An 18,685-nucleotide genomic window follows, 5' to 3' on the forward strand; every position below is an offset into this window, starting at 1 on the left:
TTAACGTACCTTAAGCGTTGCCAGACCAATCAGGACCAGCATCAGCGAAATAATCCAGAAGCGCACAATCACGCGCGGCTCCGGCCAGCCTTTCAGTTCATAGTGATGGTGAATCGGCGCCATACGGAAAATACGCTGACCACGCAATTTGAACGACCCAACCTGCAAAATCACAGACAGGGTTTCGACGACGAAGACGCCGCCCATAATGACCAACAGAAACTCCTGACGCAGTAGCACGGCGATAATGCCCAGTGCGCCACCTAACGCCAGCGAGCCCACATCCCCCATAAAAACCTGGGCCGGGTAGGTGTTAAACCACAGAAATCCCAGCCCTGCGCCCACAATTGCCGTACAGACAATGACCAGCTCGCCCGCATGACGCAGATATGGAATGTGCAGATAACTGGCGAAGTTCATGTTACCGGTCGCCCAGGCAACCAGTGCAAAGCCCGCCGCCACAAACACGGTGGGCATAATCGCCAGACCATCAAGGCCGTCGGTCAGGTTGACCGCGTTACCTGTCCCCACAATCACGAAATACGCCAGCAGGATGTAGAAGATGCCCAATTGCGGCATGACATCTTTAAAGAACGGCACCACCAACTGTGTAGCTGGCGTGTCGTTACCCGCAAGGTACAGCGCGAACGCAACGCCCAGCGCAATCACCGACATCCAGAAATATTTCCAGCGAGCAATCAGCCCCTTTGTGTCTTTACGCACGACTTTGCGGTAGTCATCGACAAAACCAATGATGCCGTAGCCAACCAGTACAACCAGAACACACCAGACGTAGGGATTGGACGGGTAAGCCCACAGCAGTACAGACACCACGATCGCGGTCAGAATCATGATGCCGCCCATAGTCGGCGTACCGCGTTTACTGAAATGCGACTCCGGGCCATCGTTACGTACGACCTGGCCAAATGAGAGTTTTTGCAGACGGGCAATCATGCGCGGCCCCATCCATAAAGAGATGAAGAGCGCAGTCAGCAGGCTGACGATGGCGCGAAACGTCAAATAGGAGAAGACGTTAAAGCCGGAATAATATTTGACCAAATGTTCGGCCAGCCAAACTAACATGCCCTTTTCTCCTGTAATGCGCGTGCAACCTCTTCCATGGCGGCACTACGTGAACCTTTCACCAAAATGGTAATAATTTGCTTCTCGGCAATCAGCGCCTCTAAACGCGCAACCATTGCCGCCTTATCATCAAAATGCTCACCGACGCCGCTGGCATCACTGATGGCTTTACTGATCTTGCCGACGCTTAACACACGATCGATACCAACAGCTTTTGCCGTTTCCCCCACCTGAACGTGACACGCCTGACTTTCATCACCCAATTCCGCCATGTCGCCGACAACCATGACCCGATAGCCCGGCATTTCGGCTAAAACATGTGCCGCCGCCGTCATCGATCCCACGTTGGCGTTGTAGCTGTCGTCCAACAGTAATTGGTTTTCGCCAAGTTGCACCGGGAAAAGACGCCCCGGAACCGCTTTCAGATTAGCCAGACCCTTTTTCACTGCGTCATGCGGCGCCCCTACCGCCATCGCCAGCGCGGTTGCCGCCAGCGCATTCGCGATATTGTGACGCCCTGGCAATGGCAACGTGACATCTATACCGCCCGTTGGGGTTTGCAGCGTGAATTCTGTACCGTGGGAGGTCACATGAATATTAGTCGCGGTAAAATCGCTGTTAGCGGCATTTGGCGAGAAGCGCCAGACTTTGCGATTGCCGATTATGTTCTGCCAGTTCAGCCAGTCATTGTTATCGGCATTCATAATGGCAATGCCATTGTCCGGCAAGCCGGTATAAATCTCGCCTTTGGCCTTTGCCACTCCGGCCAGAGAACCAAACCCTTCCAGGTGTGCTGCCGCAAGGTTGTTAACCAGCGCCGCTTCCGGACGGGTCAGCGCCACGGTCCAGGCGATCTCGCCCTGATGATTAGCGCCAAGTTCAATCACCGCATACTGATGTTCTTTTGTCAGGCGCAGCAAGGTCATCGGCACACCGATATCATTGTTCAGATTCCCGGCGGTATAGAGCGTATTGCCACATTCACTGAGAATGGCGGCCGTCATCTCTTTCACCGATGTTTTGCCGGAAGAGCCGGTCAGTGCCACAACGCGAGCAGGTACCTGCTGACGAACCCAGGCTGCCAGTTCGCCAAACGCGAGACGGGTATCCTTCACCACCACTTGCGGCAGATCGATATCCAGTTTGCGACTGACTAACAGCGCGCCAGCACCGCCCTCTTTCGCTTTATCAGCGAAATCATGAGCATCGAAACGTTCACCTTTCAGCGCCACAAACAGGCAACCAGAGGTCAACTTACGGGTATCGGAAGTCACCACTTCAATGGTTGCGTCTGCACCCTGCAGTTCGCCGTGCAAAATGCCGCCGAGCTGGCTAAGCGTTACGCTAATCATGCGATCACTCCCAACAGACGCGCCGCGGTGACACGGTCTGAATAATCGAGACGGTGGTTACCGACAATTTGATAATCTTCGTGGCCTTTACCTGCGAGCAGGACAACGTCATCTTCTTTCGCCTGCATGATGGTGTTGGTGACCGCTTCTGCGCGGCCTTCCATCACATGTGCGCGGCCCGCATCAAGCATTCCCGCCAGGATATCGTCGATGATGGCTCGCGGCTCTTCGGTACGCGGGTTGTCATCCGTTACGACCGGAATATCGGCGAACTGCTCGGCAATAGCGCCCATCAGCGGACGCTTGCCTTTATCGCGATCGCCACCGCAGCCAAATACGCACCACAGTTTTCCGGTGCAGTGCAGTCGTGCCGCCTGCAACGCTTTTTCCAGCGCATCCGGCGTATGTGCATAATCCACCACCACGGTTGGTTTGCCCGGCGCGCTGAACACTTCCATACGCCCACAAACCGGCTGCAGACGTGCGCCAGTGTTAAGTAAATCAGCCAGCGGATAACCCAGCGCCAGCAATGTCGCCAGCGCCAGCAGCAGATTGCTGACGTTAAAGGCGCCCATCAGGCGGCTTTCAATCTCACCCTCGCCCCAGGAGGAGGCAAAACGGATAGTCGCGCCGCTGTCGTGGTACACCACGTTGGTCGCTTTTAGCCAGCGACCATGACAATCAGGGTTGATATAGTCTTCCATCGACACGGCAACTGCATCAGGCAGTTTTGCTAACCAACGGCGTCCGACTTCATCATCAGCATTGACGATGGCCTGACCGAAATGGTGAGCAGAAAACAGCAGCCATTTGGCCGCTTCGTAATTGGTCATGTCGCCGTGATAGTCCAGATGATCGCGGCTCAGATTCGTAAAGACAGAGGCAGCAAATTTCAATGCCGCTACGCGGTGCTGAACCAGCCCGTGAGAAGAGACTTCCATCGCGGCGAACGTTGCGCCTTGCTGCGCAAGACTTGAAATCACGTGCTGCACATCAACGGCGGAGCCAGTGGTATTTTCCGATGGAACCACTTTGCCCAACAGACCATTCCCCACAGTGCCCATCACCGCGCTGGTTTCACCAAGCAGTTGGCTCCATTGCGCCAGCAACTGTGTGGTGGTGGTTTTACCGTTAGTGCCAGTCACGCCAATCAGGCGCAGTTGCTCAGAAGGCTCGTTATAAAAACGTCCGGCCAATGCAGAAAGACGCTCATTTAACTGGCTCAGATAGATAACCGGTACGCCATGCATCTCGCGAATTTCGCCGTCGGAGGCCTCATCTTTCGCCTCGGCAATAATGGCAGCCACACCTTGCGCAATCGCCTGCGGGATATATCGACGCCCGTCCGCCTGATGACCCACGACTGCAACAAAAAGATCACCCGACGCCGCTACCCGGCTGTCGAGTGTCATTTCTCGCAGTGCTCGCTCCGGCGCACCTGGCACCCACGGAGCAAGAAGGTCGCGCAAATTACGATCTGCCACCTGTTCCCTCGCCTTGATTAATTACGAATTCATTCTTATCGCCCGTTGTCAGCGCATCCGGTTCGATGTTCATGGTGCGTAAAACGCCGCCCATGATGGCACCAAACACCGGCGCAGAAACGGCGCCACCGTAGTATTTACCTGCTTGTGGATCGTTAATAACGACCACCAGCGCAAAGCGTGGATTACTGGCGGGCGCAACACCCGCGGTATAAGCAATGTATTTGTTGATGTAGCGGCCATCCGGCCCCACCTTCTTCGCCGTACCGGTCTTAATCGCGATGCGGTAGCCTTTAATCGCCGCTTTTACACCGCCGCCGCCAGGCAGGGCCACACTCTCCATCATATGTACGACATTACGTACGATAGATTCATTGAAGATGCGTTCGCCCGGAACAGGGGGATCAACTTTGGTTATCGACAGCGGACGGTAGACACCGTAGCTGCCGATAGTTGCATAGACTCGCGCTAACTGTAACGGCGTTACCATCAGCCCGTAGCCGAAAGAGAAGGTGGCCCTCTCTATGTCAGACCACCGTTGTTTTTGAGGAAATAAGCCACTGCGTTCTCCGACCAACCCCAAATTGGTCGCCTTTCCCAGCCCAAAACGTGAGTAAGTATCTACTAACGCTGAGGACGGCATCGCTAACGCCAGTTTAGAAACACCAACGTTACTCGACTTCTGTAGAACCCCGGTCAGGGTCAATTCGCTGTAGCGCGCCACATCTTTGATTTCGTGGCCGTTAATTCGGTATGGGATCGTGTTCAATACGGTGTTAGGCGTCACGACGCCACGCTGGAGCGCGGTCATCACCACCATGGGTTTCACCGTCGAACCTGGTTCGAAGACGTCGGTAATGGCGCGGTTACGCATGGCGTCTTTCGCGGTACCGGTGAAATTGTTCGGGTTGTAAGAGGGGCTGTTCGCCATCGCCAGCACTTCGCCGGTGTTCACATCCACCAACACGGCACTGCCCGATTCCGCTTTGTTAAATGCCACCGCATTGTTCAGCTCGCGATAGACCAGCGCCTGTAGGCGTTCGTCAATACTCAGCGCAAGGTTATGCGCCGCCTGGCTGTCGGTAGAGGAAATATCCTCAATCACGCGGCCATAACGGTCTTTACGCACAATACGCTCACCCGGCTGGCCGGTAAGCCACTTATCAAAGCTTTTCTCGACCCCTTCGATACCTTCACTGTCGACGTTAGTGAAGCCGATGAGGTGAGCAGTTACTTCGCCCGAAGGGTAATAACGGCGGGACTCTTCGCGAAGGTGAATCCCCGGCAACTTAAGCTTTTTGATGTACTCGCCAAGATCGGGATTCACCTGACGCGCTAAATAGATAAAGCGCCCTTTAGGGTTAGCATTAATGCGCGAGGAAAGTTGATCGAGCGGGATAGTTAATGCGTCAGAAAGGGCCTTCCAGCGATTATCGAGCGTTACGCCGCCGGCATCCTGCACCTCTTTCGGGTCGGCCCAAATCGCTTTCACCGGCACACTCACTGCCAGCGGGCGGCCAGAACGGTCGGTAATCATGCCGCGTGAGGTTGCGACTTCCTGTACGCGCAGCGAACGCATATCCCCTTCACGCACCAGCATATCGGGGTTCACAATTTGCAAGTACGCCACGCGACCCAGCAAAAAGCCCAGCGCCAGCAAAATGCAGCCGCAAAGCAAGGCAAAACGCCAGCTCACAAAGCTGGCCAGTTCTTCCTGGCGTTTCGGTTTTGGCGTTTTCACCGCTGCGGCTTTCATGCGTCGCGTGGTTCCTTATTTCTGTACAACAATGTTTTCCTGGGACGGATCGACATGCTGCATTTGCAGCTTCTCGGTCGCGATCCGCTCAACCCGGCTATGATCGCCGAGCGCATTCTCTTCAAGGATCAAGTTGCGCCATTCAATATCCAGCGCATCGCGTTCCAGCACGAGTTGTTCACGCTGAGCCGTCAACAAACGGGTATGATGCGAGGTAGTGACAACCGTCACCGCCGTCATAATGATGCAAATGAACAAGCAGAGTGGCAGTTTCCCAAATCGCAAAAGGTCGTCGCCGATCACGCCAGGCAAGGCATGGCGCTCGTTGCTTCCTAACGACACTTTAACTTTGCTAAGGGTCTCTGACACTCTGCCGATCATGCGTTCGTCCTCTCTGCAATACGCAGAACTGAACTACGGGCACGTGGATTCTCAGCCACTTCTTCTTCGCCCGGCATCAACTTGCCTAGTGCTCGTAACTGACGGCCACCCAGTTTCCTGAGTTGCTCTTCCGTCATCGGTAATCCTGCCGGAACTTGTGGACCGCGGCTTTGCTCACGCATAAAACGTTTTACAATGCGGTCTTCCAGCGAGTGAAAACTGATGATCGAGAGCCGCCCTCCCGGGGCCAGGACGTCGATCGAGCTTTTTAGCGCCAGCTCTATTTCCTCCAGTTCACTGTTTACCCAGATACGAACCGCCTGGAAGGTACGGGTCGCAGGATGTTTGAATTTATCTTTCACCGGTGTCGCTGCAGCCACCACCGCAGCCAGCTCTTTGGTGCGGGTCATCGGTTCTTCACGGTTACGTTCGACGATGGCACGCGCGATGCGTTTACCAAAGCGCTCTTCACCAAAGGTTTTTATTACCCAGGCGATATCGGCTTCATCGGCCGTTCGTAACCACTCAGCAGCAGACTGACCGCGCGTCGGATCCATACGCATATCAAGCGGACCGTCACGCATAAAAGAAAAACCGCGCTCAGCATCATCAAGTTGCGGAGAAGAAACCCCAAGATCGAGCAGAATTCCGTCGATCTTACCGGTGAGACCACGCTCGCTGACATACTCAGCCAACGCGGAAAAAGGACCATGCACGATGGAAAAGCGGGGATCATCAATCGTTTTTGCGACGGCAATCGCTTCCGGATCCCGATCAATAGCCAGCAGACGTCCTTCCACACCCAGATGGGAGAGGATCAGGCGTGAGTGACCACCGCGGCCAAAAGTGCCATCAATGTAAATGCCATCCGGACGAATGTTCAGGCCATTAACGGCCTCATCCAGTAGCACCGTTGTGTGTTTAAAATTTTCCATCATCATTACAGAGACAAATCCTGCAATCGGTCTGAAAGTATTTCAGTGCCCGCTTGCTCAGCGTCGATATCTTCCTTGACCTGTTGATACCAGGTCGTTTCGTCCCACAGCTCGAATTTATTGAACTGTCCGACCAGCATCACTTCTTTCGTCAGCCCGGCATGTTGCCGTAAAACGGGCGCGATTAATAAGCGCCCTGCGTTATCCATCTGACATTCGCTGGCATGCCCCAGCAAGAGACGTTGTACCCGGCGCTCTTGTGGATCCATGCTCGACAGACGCGACAATTTTTGCTCAATAATTTCCCATTCGGGTAAGGGGTAAAGCAGCAGGCAGGTGTGACGGATGTCAATGGTACAAACCATTTGACCGGAAGCTTTCTCCAGCAGCAAATCCCGATAACGGGTCGGCACGGCTAATCGGCCTTTGCTGTCGAGATTGACTAATGTAGCTCCACGGAACATACCAGCCCCACCCCTGAGTGACCTATTTCACCACTTTATCCCACAAATCCCCACCAAAGGAGTTTACGGAGCGGAGGAAAAGCTTGTCAAGCCAGTGCAAAGGCTAACCAGAATAAAAGATCCCTTATTCGCGGTTACATTCCACTTTGGTGAAATACCGCTCAACTAATGAGGCAAATTAACGTCATGAATATTTGTAAGAAAAAAACTGAATATGCATTGGGGCGTTAAAAACCACTTATTTTATGCGCGCGAAATATAAAGTGTCAGTTTGCGACGCGGGCGGCATTTTAAGACATATTGCAGCCAGATAACAGTGCCAGATGCCGCCTGCGCGGCGGGGGAACTCTAAGAAAAGCCGCAGACATAAAGTCCGCATTCAAAAAGTGGTTGTTATTTCAACGATTACGCCGGGAGATGTAACAAAGTAATACGGGAGACACGTTCAGTTACGTCTTAATTACTTTAAAATGTGTCCTGAGTGAAATAAGGCAAATTAATTAAATTAACAGCCTTAAAAATAAGGATTTATCTGAATTGGCAATAAAATTAATTATCGCCTTTCATTCGCAACAAAAAGGCAGCGATTACTGCCTTTATTTGATCACTACACGCGGCTTAATACGCCACGACGGTAGAGGTTACGACGAATGCGGCTCAAACCCGCCTTAGGTTTACGCGGCTCGTCCAGACTGGCAAGCACAATCTCCAGCACGCGTTCAGCAACATCCCGATGACGCTGCGCCACCGCCAGGACCGGGCACTGCAGGAAGTCCAGCAACTCATGATCACCAAAAGTAGCAATGGCCAGGTCAGACGGTAACTTACCATCGCGGCGCAACGTAACATCCAGCACGCCTTGTAATAGCGCAAAAGAGGTAGTGAAAAGCGCCTGCGGCATGGTGTGCGTTTCCAGCCATTTTTCAAATAACTGCGCAGCAGCTTCGCGCTCATAACTATTTGCATAGAGATAATCCACTTCACGCGGATCGTCCCTCCAGGCAGTACGGAAACCCTGCTCGCGCAGGAAGCTAACAGAAAGTTCAGGCAGCGCACCCAGGTAGAGTACTTTTTCTGCCGGGAATTTGCGTAATTCCGCCGCCAGCATTTCCGAGTCATCCTGATCGGCGCCGACAACGCTGGTGAAGTGTTCACGATCCAGAGCGCGGTCAAGTGCAACTATAGGAAAGGCATCATTGGCCCAACGCTGATAGAAAGGATGCTCCGGCGGCAACGATGTTGAAACGATAATGGCATCCACCTGGCGCTGCAGCAGATGTTCGATACAGCGCATTTCGTTATCTGGCTGATCTTCCGAGCAGGCGATAAGCAGTTGATAACCGCGTTGACGCGCCTGCCGCTCCAGATAATTTGCAATACGCGTATAACTGGTGTTCTCCAAATCAGGAATAACCAGCCCAATGGAGCGAGTACGTCCCGCTCGCAACCCAGCCGCCACCGCATTCGGGTGGTAATTATGCTCACGTACGACCGCCATAACTTTCTCGACGGTTTTGTCGCTGACACGATATTGCTTTGCCTTTCCATTAATGACATAGCTTGCCGTGGTACGTGAGACGCCGGCTAGCCGGGCGATTTCATCCAGTTTCACAATTGCCCCTCAAAAAATAAAAGATACTCCATAACCTTTTTAGGGATATAGGTTAAATTCCATAACATCTAAGCGCAGAATAGACACTGCGGCAACAGCTTTTGTGTTCGCTTCCGGCGGATTTCGCAAAAAAAAAGCCCAGCGGATAACGCCAGGCCAGGAAAATGACGTACGCGTAACACTTAACGCATGATTTTGTCGCCGCGCGATAAACCGACCACGCCAGACCGCGCCACCTCAACGATTTTAGCCACATCACGAATGGTCGCCAGAAAAGCATCAAGCTTATCACTGGTGCCTGCGAGCTGAACCGTATAAATAGAAGGCGTGACATCAATGATCTGCCCGCGGAAGATCTCCGCGTTGCGTTTGACCTCTTCACGACCATAACCGCTGGCCTGGACTTTCACCAGCATGATCTCGCGCTCAACATAGGCACCCTGCCCAAGCTCATTTACACGTAACACATCAACCAGCTTGTGCAGTTGCTTTTCAATTTGCTCCAGCACTTTGGCGTCACCGACCGTCTGAATCGTCATTCGCGAAAGTGTAGGATCATCTGTCGGTGCCACCGTCAGACTTTCAATGTTATAGCCACGCTGGGCAAAAAGGCCGATCACGCGCGATAACGCGCCCGATTCATTTTCCAATAATACAGATAATATCCGGCGCATAATCAGGTTCTCTCCGTTTTGCTCAACCACATTTCATCCATGCCACCGCCACGGATCTGCATCGGATAAACATGTTCACTCCCGTCGACGGTCACATCGACAAAGACCAGGCGGTTATTCTTCACCTGCTCAAGCGCCTCACTCAGCTTCGCTTCCAGTTCGTCCGGACGGGTAATAGTGATCCCAACATGACCATAAGCTTCAGCGACACGCGCAAAGACAGGTAACGACTGCATATACGATTGCGAATGGCGACCCGAATAAATCATATCCTGCCACTGCTTCACCATACCCAAATATCGGTTGTTCAGGTTCAGTACCAGTACCGGAAGCTCATATTGCATCGCGGTAGACAGCTCCTGAATATTCATCTGGATACTGCCGTCGCCCGTAACGCAGATAACCGTTTCATCCGGGAGTGCCATTTTCACACCCAGCGCAGCTGGCAGACCAAAGCCCATCGTGCCCAGCCCGCCGGAGTTTATCCAGCGACGCGGTTTATCAAAGCGGTAATAGAGTGCCGCAAACATCTGATGCTGGCCGACATCCGAGGTGACATAGGCATCGCCTTTGGTTAAGCGCCAGATCGTTTCGATTACCGCCTGCGGTTTGATCTTCTCGCTTTGCGTATCGTATTTCAGGCATTGACGGGCACGCCATTGCTCAATCTGCAACCACCAGTCGCGAATGTCGTCTAAAGGCTGTTGAAACTCTTCTTGTCCCAACAACTCCAGCATCTGTTCGAGCACCAGCCGGGCATCCCCAACAATGGGCACATCGGCCTGCACAGTTTTCGAAATCGACGTGGGATCAATATCAATATGCAGCACGGTCGCATTTGGGCAGTACTTCGCCAGATTATTGGTTGTGCGATCATCAAAGCGCACTCCAACGGCAAAGATCACATCCGAGTGATGCATGGTCATGTTGGCTTCGTAAGTACCATGCATACCCAACATACCTAACGCCTGACGATGCGATGCCGGAAACGCCCCCAGCCCCATGAGCGACGAGACAACAGGGAGATTCAATTTTTCTGCCAGCGCGCTCAGTTGCGGTTCGCAGGCGGATGTGATCGCGCCACCGCCGACATAGACAACGGGGTGTTTAGCCGCCACAAGCGTCTGCAAAGCGCGTTTGATTTGCCCTTTATGCCCGTGTGTTGTCGGGTTATAGGAACGCATACTGACTGAATCCGGCCATACGTAAGGCAGCTTATTAGCCGGATTGAGAATATCTTTTGGTAAATCGACGACGACAGGACCAGGACGACCAGTGGAAGCAAGCCAGAACGCTTTTTTCAGCACGCCGGGAATGTCTTCGGTCTGCTTAACCAGGAAACTATGTTTTACCACCGGGCGGGATATCCCCACCATGTCGCACTCCTGGAAAGCGTCATAACCGATGAGGGAAGTTGCCACCTGACCGGAAAGAACGACCAGCGGAATCGAGTCCATATAGGCTGTTGCAATCCCGGTGATAGCATTCGTGGCTCCCGGCCCGGAAGTGACAAGCACAACGCCGACTTCTCCCGTCGCCCTTGCCAGACCATCAGCCATATGCACCGCTGCCTGTTCATGGCGTACCAGGACGTGATCGATTCCACCGACCGTATGTAGCGCATCGTAAATATCGAGGACCGCGCCCCCAGGATAACCGAATACTTGCTTCACGCCCTGATCGATAAGCGATCGGACGACCATCTCGGCTCCAGACAACATCTCCATGGTTTGCCTCCAGGCTTGGGTTTGGCGACTGACGACAGAACGCATTTCCGTCTTGTCGCTCTGTTCAGTACAGGAAGTCCCTGTATTCTGATTATGAATGGCAGTTACCATAACCGCTGAAAATCTGGCAGGCAATTAGCAAACGATTCACCGCATCCCGTCCCAAAAGAGAAAAAATAAGGTTAACAAGCGGGATTTAGTGAATTTGTCTGTAATAAGCAAAGACGATGACAATTCGTCATTCGAATCACTTCCTGCTCAGTAATTCATGCATTTTTACGGCGCGATTTGATGCGTCAGAGAAATATCTCAGCATAAAATTTCGCATCAATATGTACAAACAGAAGAAATCCGCTATCGGCACACTCAGCGCATGGACTGCTTTTTTAATGGCGACAAACTGAGACCAGTAATTCTTCCATCCATTGGTGGCCTTTATCCCGCCCCGCCGCTTCATGCCATGAAAGGTAACAGGTACGGCTATTCAGTTTTAATGGTAACGGTAAAATCTGGAGGTCTAATTTCCCCGCGAACTCTTCTGCTAACCAACGAGGGGCAATGGCCACAAGCTGAGTTTGAGAAACGACATTAAGCACACTCGTCAATGCCATTCCCTGATAAGCGACACAGGTTTGTTTATCTGTCGTGTCATACCATGGCTGGCTAAACGATGCATAACGGTCCAGTGAAACCACAGCATGCTGTTCACAATAAATATCACTTTCCCGAAGTGGCCCGTTAATACGTGGATGTTTTTTACTGGCTACCAGGACCATCTCGTCTTTAAACAACGGTACGCATGCGAATTCTGGTCGGCGAAATTCATCGTAACCAATGACAAATTCTATTTCCTGGTAACGAAGCTGGTGCTCGGTATTTTTATTTAATGATGATTTAAAGGCCAGATTGATATTCGGCGCAACCTCATTCACGCGATTGTAGATGACAGAGGTGAGAAGGTTATCGAGCGGACTACAAACGCAGAGATTAAAAATGCGCTCGCTGGTCACGGGTTCAAAACCCGACCCTGGTAGTTCATTTTGCACGAGTTGTAGCGCCTGTCGGACCGAACCAAAAAGCTGGAAGGCACGCGCCGTAGGCTGTATCCCGCGACCATAGCGTACAAACAGTTCGTCATTAAACATAACCTTAAGTCTGGCCAGGGCGTTGCTCACCGCCGGTTGTGACATCCCCAATGTATGGGCTGCTCGCGTAATATTTTGTTCCTGCATTACCGCATCGAAAATAGTTAACAAATTAAGATCAACTTTGCGAAGTTGCGGTTTCGTTATCTCATTAATATGAGCATTTTCAATATTCTCTTCTGACATGTCCTTCTCCAGTATCATGCAAAATTCCATTTATCCCGGCAGCAATAATCTAAAGAAATATGATTTATCACGCATATGAGATAAGGAAAAGAGGAATTCCAAAAAATAGGAATGTATAAAGATATTTCAATGACTGCTAATTGCATTCGCAAACAGAGACATTAAATCAAGTATTCCCGCTTAAATAAAACGGCGTACCGGGATCAAAACATAATTAGAATGAATGTACAATACAACTTCACTAAGCAATAAATGCTCTGCGGCAGAAATATTTCACCATTGCAAACAAAATAATTTAACTTAAATTTTTCATTCCTCCATTTTGATTAAGAAAAACGATAACCCCAATAAATTAATCATGATTAATCATTGAGATAGAAAGCTGGTCTTAAAAGTGTGTAAATATAACCAACTGCAAAGAATTGTTCATCAAAGGTACAAACAACGTTAAGTATGAAATAGCACTAATACCTTATTTTGATTTTTCATCGAATTACAGCACGATTAACTAAAGAAAAACACGGTACCAAATCCGTTTTCATGCGCTTTTACGGGGCTAAGTGTTGACTTTGATTTCTGAATCCAGTACCACTAAAGGCATATCGCAGTTAATCACATTCATCTGGAGCATGGTCATGATTCGCAATGTTCGCTTCCTCGGTCTACTACTACTAAACGCATCCCATGTGCGCGGTAGACCGGTGGACGACGCTCAGCGTTAATCATCCTCCAGTTAACACTAAGAACCCGCGCCTTGGCGCGGGTTTTTTTATGCTCGTAGCAAGGCGACCGAAGAGAGATAAGGACCAAACCATGAGCCAGCAAGTCGTTATTTTTGATACAACCTTACGTGATGGTGAACAAGCGTTACAGGCAAGCCTGAGTGTGAAAGAGAAGCTGCAGATCGCCCTGGCGCTGGAACGTATGGGCGTTGACGTCATGGAAGTCGGTTTTCCGGTCTCCTCTCCGGGCGATTTCGAATCCGTACAAACTATCGCGCGTCAGGTTAAAAACAGCCGCGTCTGCGCGCTGGCACGCTGTGTAGAGAAAGATATTGATGTGGCGGCCGAATCGCTGAAAGTCGCCGAGGCGTTTCGCATCCATACCTTTATCGCCACGTCACCGATGCATATCGCCACCAAATTGCGCAGTACGCTGGATGAAGTAATCGAGCGTGCCATCTATATGATTAAGCGCGCCCGTAATTACACCGACGACGTTGAATTCTCTTGTGAAGACGCAGGCCGTACTCCGATCGCAGACCTGGCGCGTGTGGTTGAAGCCGCCATCAACGCGGGTGCGAAAACCATTAATATCCCGGACACCGTTGGCTACACCATGCCTTTCGAGTTCGCCAGTATTATTAGCGGCTTATACGAACGAGTGCCGAACATTGATAAAGCCATTATCTCCGTCCATACCCACGATGATTTAGGTCTGGCCGTCGGTAACGCGATTGCTGCCGTCCATGCCGGCGCGCGTCAGGTTGAAGGGGCGATGAATGGTATCGGCGAACGCGCAGGAAACTGCTCGCTGGAAGAAGTCATCATGGCTATTAAAGTGCGTAAAGACATCATGAATGTGCATACCGGCATTAATCACCATGAAATCTGGCGTACCAGCCAGACGGTGAGCCAGATTTGCAACATGCCAATCCCGGCGAATAAAGCGATTGTCGGCACCGGCGCCTTTGCTCACTCTTCTGGTATCCATCAGGATGGCGTGCTGAAAAACCGTGAAAATTACGAAATTATGACCCCGGAATCCATTGGCCTGAATCAGGTGCAGTTGAACCTGACCTCCCGTTCTGGCCGTGCGGCGGTGAAACATCGTATGGAAGAGATGGGCTACAAAGATACCGACTACAACATGGACCATCTGTACGACGCGTTCCTGAAACTGGCGGACAAAAAAGGCCAGGTCTTCGATTACGATCTGGAAGCGCTGGCGTTCATTAATAAGCAGCAGGAAGAACCAGAGCATTTCCGTCTGGATTACTTTAGCGTGCAGTCCGGTTCCAGCGATATCGCTACCGCCTCAGTGAAATTGGCCTGTGGCGAAGAAACGAAAGCAGAAGCCGCCAACGGCAACGGCCCGGTAGACGCCGTTTATCAAGCGATTAATCGCATCACCGGTTATGACATTGAGCTGGTTAAATATGATCTCAATGCTAAAGGTCAGGGCAAAGACGCGCTGGGTCAGGTGGATATTGTCGTCAATTACAACGGTCGCCGTTTCCATGGCGTGGGTCTGGCAACAGATATCGTAGAATCTTCCGCCAAAGCAATGGTGCACGTCCTGAACAACATCTGGCGCGCCGCAGAAGTCGAAAAAGAATTGCAACGCAAAGCTCAAAATAAAGAAAACAACAAGGAAACCGTGTGATGTCGAAGAACTACCATATTGCCGTGTTGCCGGGCGACGGCATTGGCCCGGAAGTCATGGCCCAGGCTTTAAAAGTACTGGACGCCGTTCGTCGCCGTTTCGATATGCGAATCACTACCAGCCACTATGATGTAGGCGGCATCGCAATCGATCGTCATGGCAACCCGCTGCCGCAAGCAACCGTGGAAGGTTGCGAGCAGGCAGACGCTATTTTGTTTGGTTCCGTAGGCGGCCCCAAATGGGAAAACTTGCCGCCAGCACAACAGCCGGAGCGTGGTGCTCTGCTGCCGCTGCGTAAGCATTTTAAATTATTCAGCAACCTGCGGCCGGCGAAGCTGTACCAGGGGCTGGAAGAGTTCTGCCCGTTGCGCGCTGATATTTCCGCTAACGGCTTTGACATTCTCTGCGTACGTGAGCTGACGGGCGGTATCTACTTCGGTCAGCCAAAAGGTCGTGAAGGCAGCGGTCAGCATGAAAAAGCGTTTGATACCGAGGTGTATCACCGTTTTGAGATTGAACGTATCGCGCGTATCGCATTTGAATCAGCACGTAAACGCCGTAAAAAAGTGCACTCCATTGATAAAGCCAACGTCCTGCAGACCTCCCTGCTGTGGCGTGAAATCGTCAACGAAGTGGCACAGGAATACCCGGACGTTGAGCTGGCGCATATGTATATCGACAACGCCACCATGCAGCTGATTAAAGATCCGTCCCAGTTTGACGTGCTGCTGTGCTCCAACCTGTTCGGCGATATCCTCTCTGATGAGTGTGCGATGATCACAGGCTCCATGGGTATGCTGCCGTCTGCCAGCCTGAATGAACAAGGTTTTGGTCTGTACGAACCGGCTGGCGGCTCCGCGCCGGATATCGCGGGCAAAAATATTGCCAACCCGATAGCCCAAATCCTGTCTCTCGCATTGCTGTTGCGTTACAGCCTGGATGCCGATGACGCGGCAACCGCCATTGAAAGCGCTATTAACCGCGCATTAGAAGAAGGTGTGCGTACCGGTGATTTAGCCCGTGGCGCCGCAGCTGTTAGTACCGATGAGATGGGTGACATCATCGCCCGTTATATCGCAGAAGGGGTGTAATCATGGCTAAGACGTTGTACGAAAAATTGTTTGATGCGCACGTCGTGTACGAAGCGCCAAACGAAACCCCATTGTTATACATTGATCGTCATCTGGTGCATGAAGTGACTTCGCCGCAGGCATTTGACGGTCTGCGCGCGCACAACCGTCCGGTACGTCAGCCGGGCAAGACCTTCGCGACCATGGATCATAACGTCTCCACGCAGACCAAAGACATCAATGCCTCCGGCGAGATGGCGCGCATTCAGATGCAGGAACTGATCAAGAACTGCAAAGAGTTCGGCGTTGAGTTGTATGACCTGAACCACCCTTATCAGGGCATCGTGCACGTGATGGGACCGGAACAAGGTGTCACCCTGCCGGGCATGACCATCGTCTGCGGTGACTCCCACACCGCCACCCACGGTGCATTTGGCGCACTGGCCTTTGGTATAGGTACCTCCGAAGTTGAGCACGTGCTGGCGACGCAAACCCTGAAACAGGGCCGCGCCAAAACGATGAAGATTGAAGTCAAAGGCAAAGCGCCGGCAGGCATCACCGCGAAAGACATCGTGCTGGCGATTATTGGTAAAACCGGCAGCGCAGGCGGTACCGGGCATGTGGTTGAATTCTGTGGCGAGGCTATTGCGGCGCTGAGCATGGAAGGCCGTATGACCCTGTGCAACATGGCTATCGAAATGGGCGCCAAAGCGGGTCTGGTCGCACCGGATGAAACCACGTTTAACTACGTGAAAGGCCGTCTGCATGCGCCGAAAGGCAAAGACTATGACGACGCAGTAGAATACTGGAAGACGCTGAAAACCGATGAAGATGCAACTTTCGATACGGTTGTGACACTGCAGGCCGAAGAGATTGCCCCGCAGGTCACCTGGGGAACCAACCCGGGTCAGGTGATCTCCGTTAATGACAACATTCCGGACCCGGCTTCTTTTAGCGATCCGGTTGAGCGAGCCTCCGCAGAAAAAGCGCTGGCCTATATGGGCCTGCAACCGGGTGTGCCTCTGACCTCCGTTGCTATTGATAAAGTCTTCATCGGCTCCTGTACCAACTCACGCATTGAAGATTTACGCGCCGCCGCAGAAATTGCCAAAGGGCGCAAAGTCGCGCCAGGCGTACAGGCGCTGGTGGTTCCAGGCTCTGGCCCGGTGAAAGCCCAGGCTGAAGCCGAAGGGCTGGACAAGATCTTTATTGAAGCCGGTTTCGAGTGGCGTTTACCGGGCTGTTCTATGTGCCTGGCCATGAATAATGACCGCCTGAATCCGGGCGAGCGTTGCGCATCCACCAGCAACCGTAACTTTGAAGGTCGTCAGGGCCGTGGCGGTCGTACCCATCTGGTCAGCCCTGCAATGGCAGCCGCTGCTGCGGTCACCGGTCATTTCGCTGATATTCGCAGCTTGTAAGAGGAGATAATCATGGCAGAGAAATATACACAGCATACCGGCCTGGTTGTCCCACTGGATGCCGCCAACGTCGATACGGACGCCATTATTCCAAAGCAATTTTTGCAGAAGGTCACGCGTACTGGCTTTGGTGCGCATCTGTTTAATGACTGGCGTTTCCTGGATGATAAAGGCGAAGTACCAAACCCGGACTTCGTTCTGAACTTTCCGGAGTATAAAGGAGCCTCGATTCTGCTGGCGCGCGAAAACTTCGGTTGCGGTTCATCGCGTGAGCATGCGCCCTGGGCATTGACCGACTACGGCTTTAGAACCGTTATCGCCCCAAGCTTCGCGGATATCTTCTACGGCAACAGCTTCAATAACCAGCTGCTGCCTGTGAAGCTGAGCGACGAAGAAGTGGATGAGCTGTTTACACTGGTCCAGGCCAATCCGGGTATCTCGTTTGAGGTGGACCTGGAAGCGCAGGTGGTGAAAGCCGGGGATAAATCCTACCCGTTTGTCATCGACGCATTCCGCCGCCACTGCATGCTGAACGGTCTCGACAGTATTGGTCTGACCCTGCAGCATGAAGATGCCATCTCCAGCTACGAGGAAAAACAGCCCGCGTTTATGAATTAAACGCGTCTGCGGTCACTCGTGCCCGGTCTTTTGGCCGGGCATTTTACGTTTTTCAATGATACGCAGATCACAAATTTCGATAATCACCTCGCCAATATTTAAGGATATTTGAAAATATAAAAATTAATGACCCGTCATAATGCTCTTATTCTGTGCAATTCCGCTCTTTTTTTGTATAAACCAGGCAACACAAGTAAAAATACAGTTCAAGTATTTAATATAAGAATACAAGCATGTGAAAAAACGGTTAATTGCATAGAAAGACCCTATGGTTTCATGCAAAAAAAAGCATTATTTTTCCCCTCCTTCGCTCGTTATCTTTCCCACAGAAACATTTTAACTTTGGATATATCAGGGCCTCCGCATGTCGGCCTCCTGGATTTCCCGTGGAG

The 18,685-nt window shown here is 51.8% G+C and carries 16 protein-coding genes; 5 read left to right on the plus strand and 11 right to left on the minus strand.

From position 1 onward, the window contains the following. From mraY to leuO, 11 genes are all read right to left on the minus strand, one after another. Entirely contained in the window at positions 1-1,083 is a 1,083-nt protein-coding gene (mraY, locus tag AB182_RS21260; RefSeq protein WP_039078364.1) for a phospho-N-acetylmuramoyl-pentapeptide-transferase, read from the minus strand. Then, the gene (murF, locus tag AB182_RS21265; RefSeq protein WP_047371827.1) at positions 1,077-2,435 is read right to left on the minus strand and encodes a UDP-N-acetylmuramoyl-tripeptide--D-alanyl-D-alanine ligase; all 1,359 of its coding nucleotides are present in this window, start codon (positions 2,433-2,435) and stop codon (positions 1,077-1,079) included. The genes mraY and murF overlap by 7 nt, the downstream gene beginning before the upstream one ends. Further along, the gene (gene murE, locus AB182_RS21270) at positions 2,432-3,919 is read right to left on the minus strand and encodes a UDP-N-acetylmuramoyl-L-alanyl-D-glutamate--2,6-diaminopimelate ligase (protein WP_047371828.1); all 1,488 of its coding nucleotides are present in this window, start codon (positions 3,917-3,919) and stop codon (positions 2,432-2,434) included. Before murE ends, murF begins: the two co-directional genes overlap by 4 nt. Further along, positions 3,906-5,675, minus strand: a complete 1,770-nt coding sequence (locus AB182_RS21275) for a peptidoglycan glycosyltransferase FtsI (RefSeq protein ID WP_047371829.1) — start codon at positions 5,673-5,675, stop codon at positions 3,906-3,908. Before AB182_RS21275 ends, murE begins: the two co-directional genes overlap by 14 nt. A 15-nt stretch (positions 5,676-5,690) precedes the next feature. After that, entirely contained in the window at positions 5,691-6,056 is a 366-nt protein-coding gene (gene ftsL, locus AB182_RS21280; RefSeq protein WP_039078360.1) for a cell division protein FtsL, read from the minus strand. After that, entirely contained in the window at positions 6,053-6,994 is a 942-nt protein-coding gene (gene rsmH / locus AB182_RS21285) for a 16S rRNA (cytosine(1402)-N(4))-methyltransferase RsmH (RefSeq protein ID WP_047373397.1), read from the minus strand. Before rsmH ends, ftsL begins: the two co-directional genes overlap by 4 nt. Positions 6,995-6,996: 2 nt before the next feature. Continuing rightward, on the minus strand, positions 6,997-7,455 hold the full coding sequence (mraZ, locus tag AB182_RS21290) for a division/cell wall cluster transcriptional repressor MraZ (protein WP_047371830.1): 459 nt from the start codon (positions 7,453-7,455) through the stop codon (positions 6,997-6,999). 607 nt (positions 7,456-8,062) lie between these two features. After that, entirely contained in the window at positions 8,063-9,067 is a 1,005-nt protein-coding gene (gene cra, locus AB182_RS21295; RefSeq protein WP_047371831.1) for a catabolite repressor/activator, read from the minus strand. 182 nt (positions 9,068-9,249) lie between these two features. Further along, on the minus strand, positions 9,250-9,741 hold the full coding sequence (gene ilvN, locus AB182_RS21300) for an acetolactate synthase small subunit (RefSeq protein ID WP_047371832.1): 492 nt from the start codon (positions 9,739-9,741) through the stop codon (positions 9,250-9,252). 2 nt (positions 9,742-9,743) lie between these two features. Beyond that, a complete protein-coding gene (gene ilvI, locus AB182_RS21305; RefSeq protein ID WP_047371833.1) occupies positions 9,744-11,468 on the minus strand; it encodes an acetolactate synthase 3 large subunit in 1,725 nt (574 codons plus the stop codon). Positions 11,469-11,854: 386 nt separating this feature from the next. Beyond that, a complete protein-coding gene (gene leuO / locus AB182_RS21310; protein ID WP_047371834.1) occupies positions 11,855-12,799 on the minus strand; it encodes a transcriptional regulator LeuO in 945 nt (314 codons plus the stop codon). A gap of 635 nt (positions 12,800-13,434) precedes the next feature. On the opposite strand from leuO, the gene leuL reads away from it, so the two are divergent. The 5 genes from leuL to leuD all read left to right on the plus strand — a co-directional run bounded on the left by leuL (position 13,435) and on the right by leuD (position 18,293). Further along, on the plus strand, positions 13,435-13,521 hold the full coding sequence (gene leuL / locus AB182_RS33390) for a leu operon leader peptide (protein WP_103280481.1): 87 nt from the start codon (positions 13,435-13,437) through the stop codon (positions 13,519-13,521). Positions 13,522-13,612: 91 nt separating this feature from the next. After that, on the plus strand, positions 13,613-15,184 hold the full coding sequence (gene leuA, locus AB182_RS21315; protein WP_047371835.1) for a 2-isopropylmalate synthase: 1,572 nt from the start codon (positions 13,613-13,615) through the stop codon (positions 15,182-15,184). After that, on the plus strand, positions 15,184-16,275 hold the full coding sequence (gene leuB / locus AB182_RS21320) for a 3-isopropylmalate dehydrogenase (RefSeq protein WP_047371836.1): 1,092 nt from the start codon (positions 15,184-15,186) through the stop codon (positions 16,273-16,275). The genes leuA and leuB overlap by 1 nt, the downstream gene beginning before the upstream one ends. Positions 16,276-16,277: 2 nt before the next feature. Continuing rightward, positions 16,278-17,675 (plus strand): 3-isopropylmalate dehydratase large subunit, encoded by a 1,398-nt coding sequence (gene leuC, locus AB182_RS21325; RefSeq protein ID WP_047371837.1) that lies wholly within the window; start codon positions 16,278-16,280, stop codon positions 17,673-17,675. Between the two features lie 12 nt (positions 17,676-17,687). Continuing rightward, positions 17,688-18,293, plus strand: a complete 606-nt coding sequence (leuD, locus tag AB182_RS21330; RefSeq protein ID WP_047371838.1) for a 3-isopropylmalate dehydratase small subunit — start codon at positions 17,688-17,690, stop codon at positions 18,291-18,293. Positions 18,294-18,685: the final 392 nt, after the last annotated feature.

The sequence above is a fragment of the Phytobacter ursingii genome, from assembly GCF_001022135.1.
In the GTDB taxonomy this organism is placed as follows: domain Bacteria; phylum Pseudomonadota; class Gammaproteobacteria; order Enterobacterales; family Enterobacteriaceae; genus Phytobacter; species Phytobacter ursingii.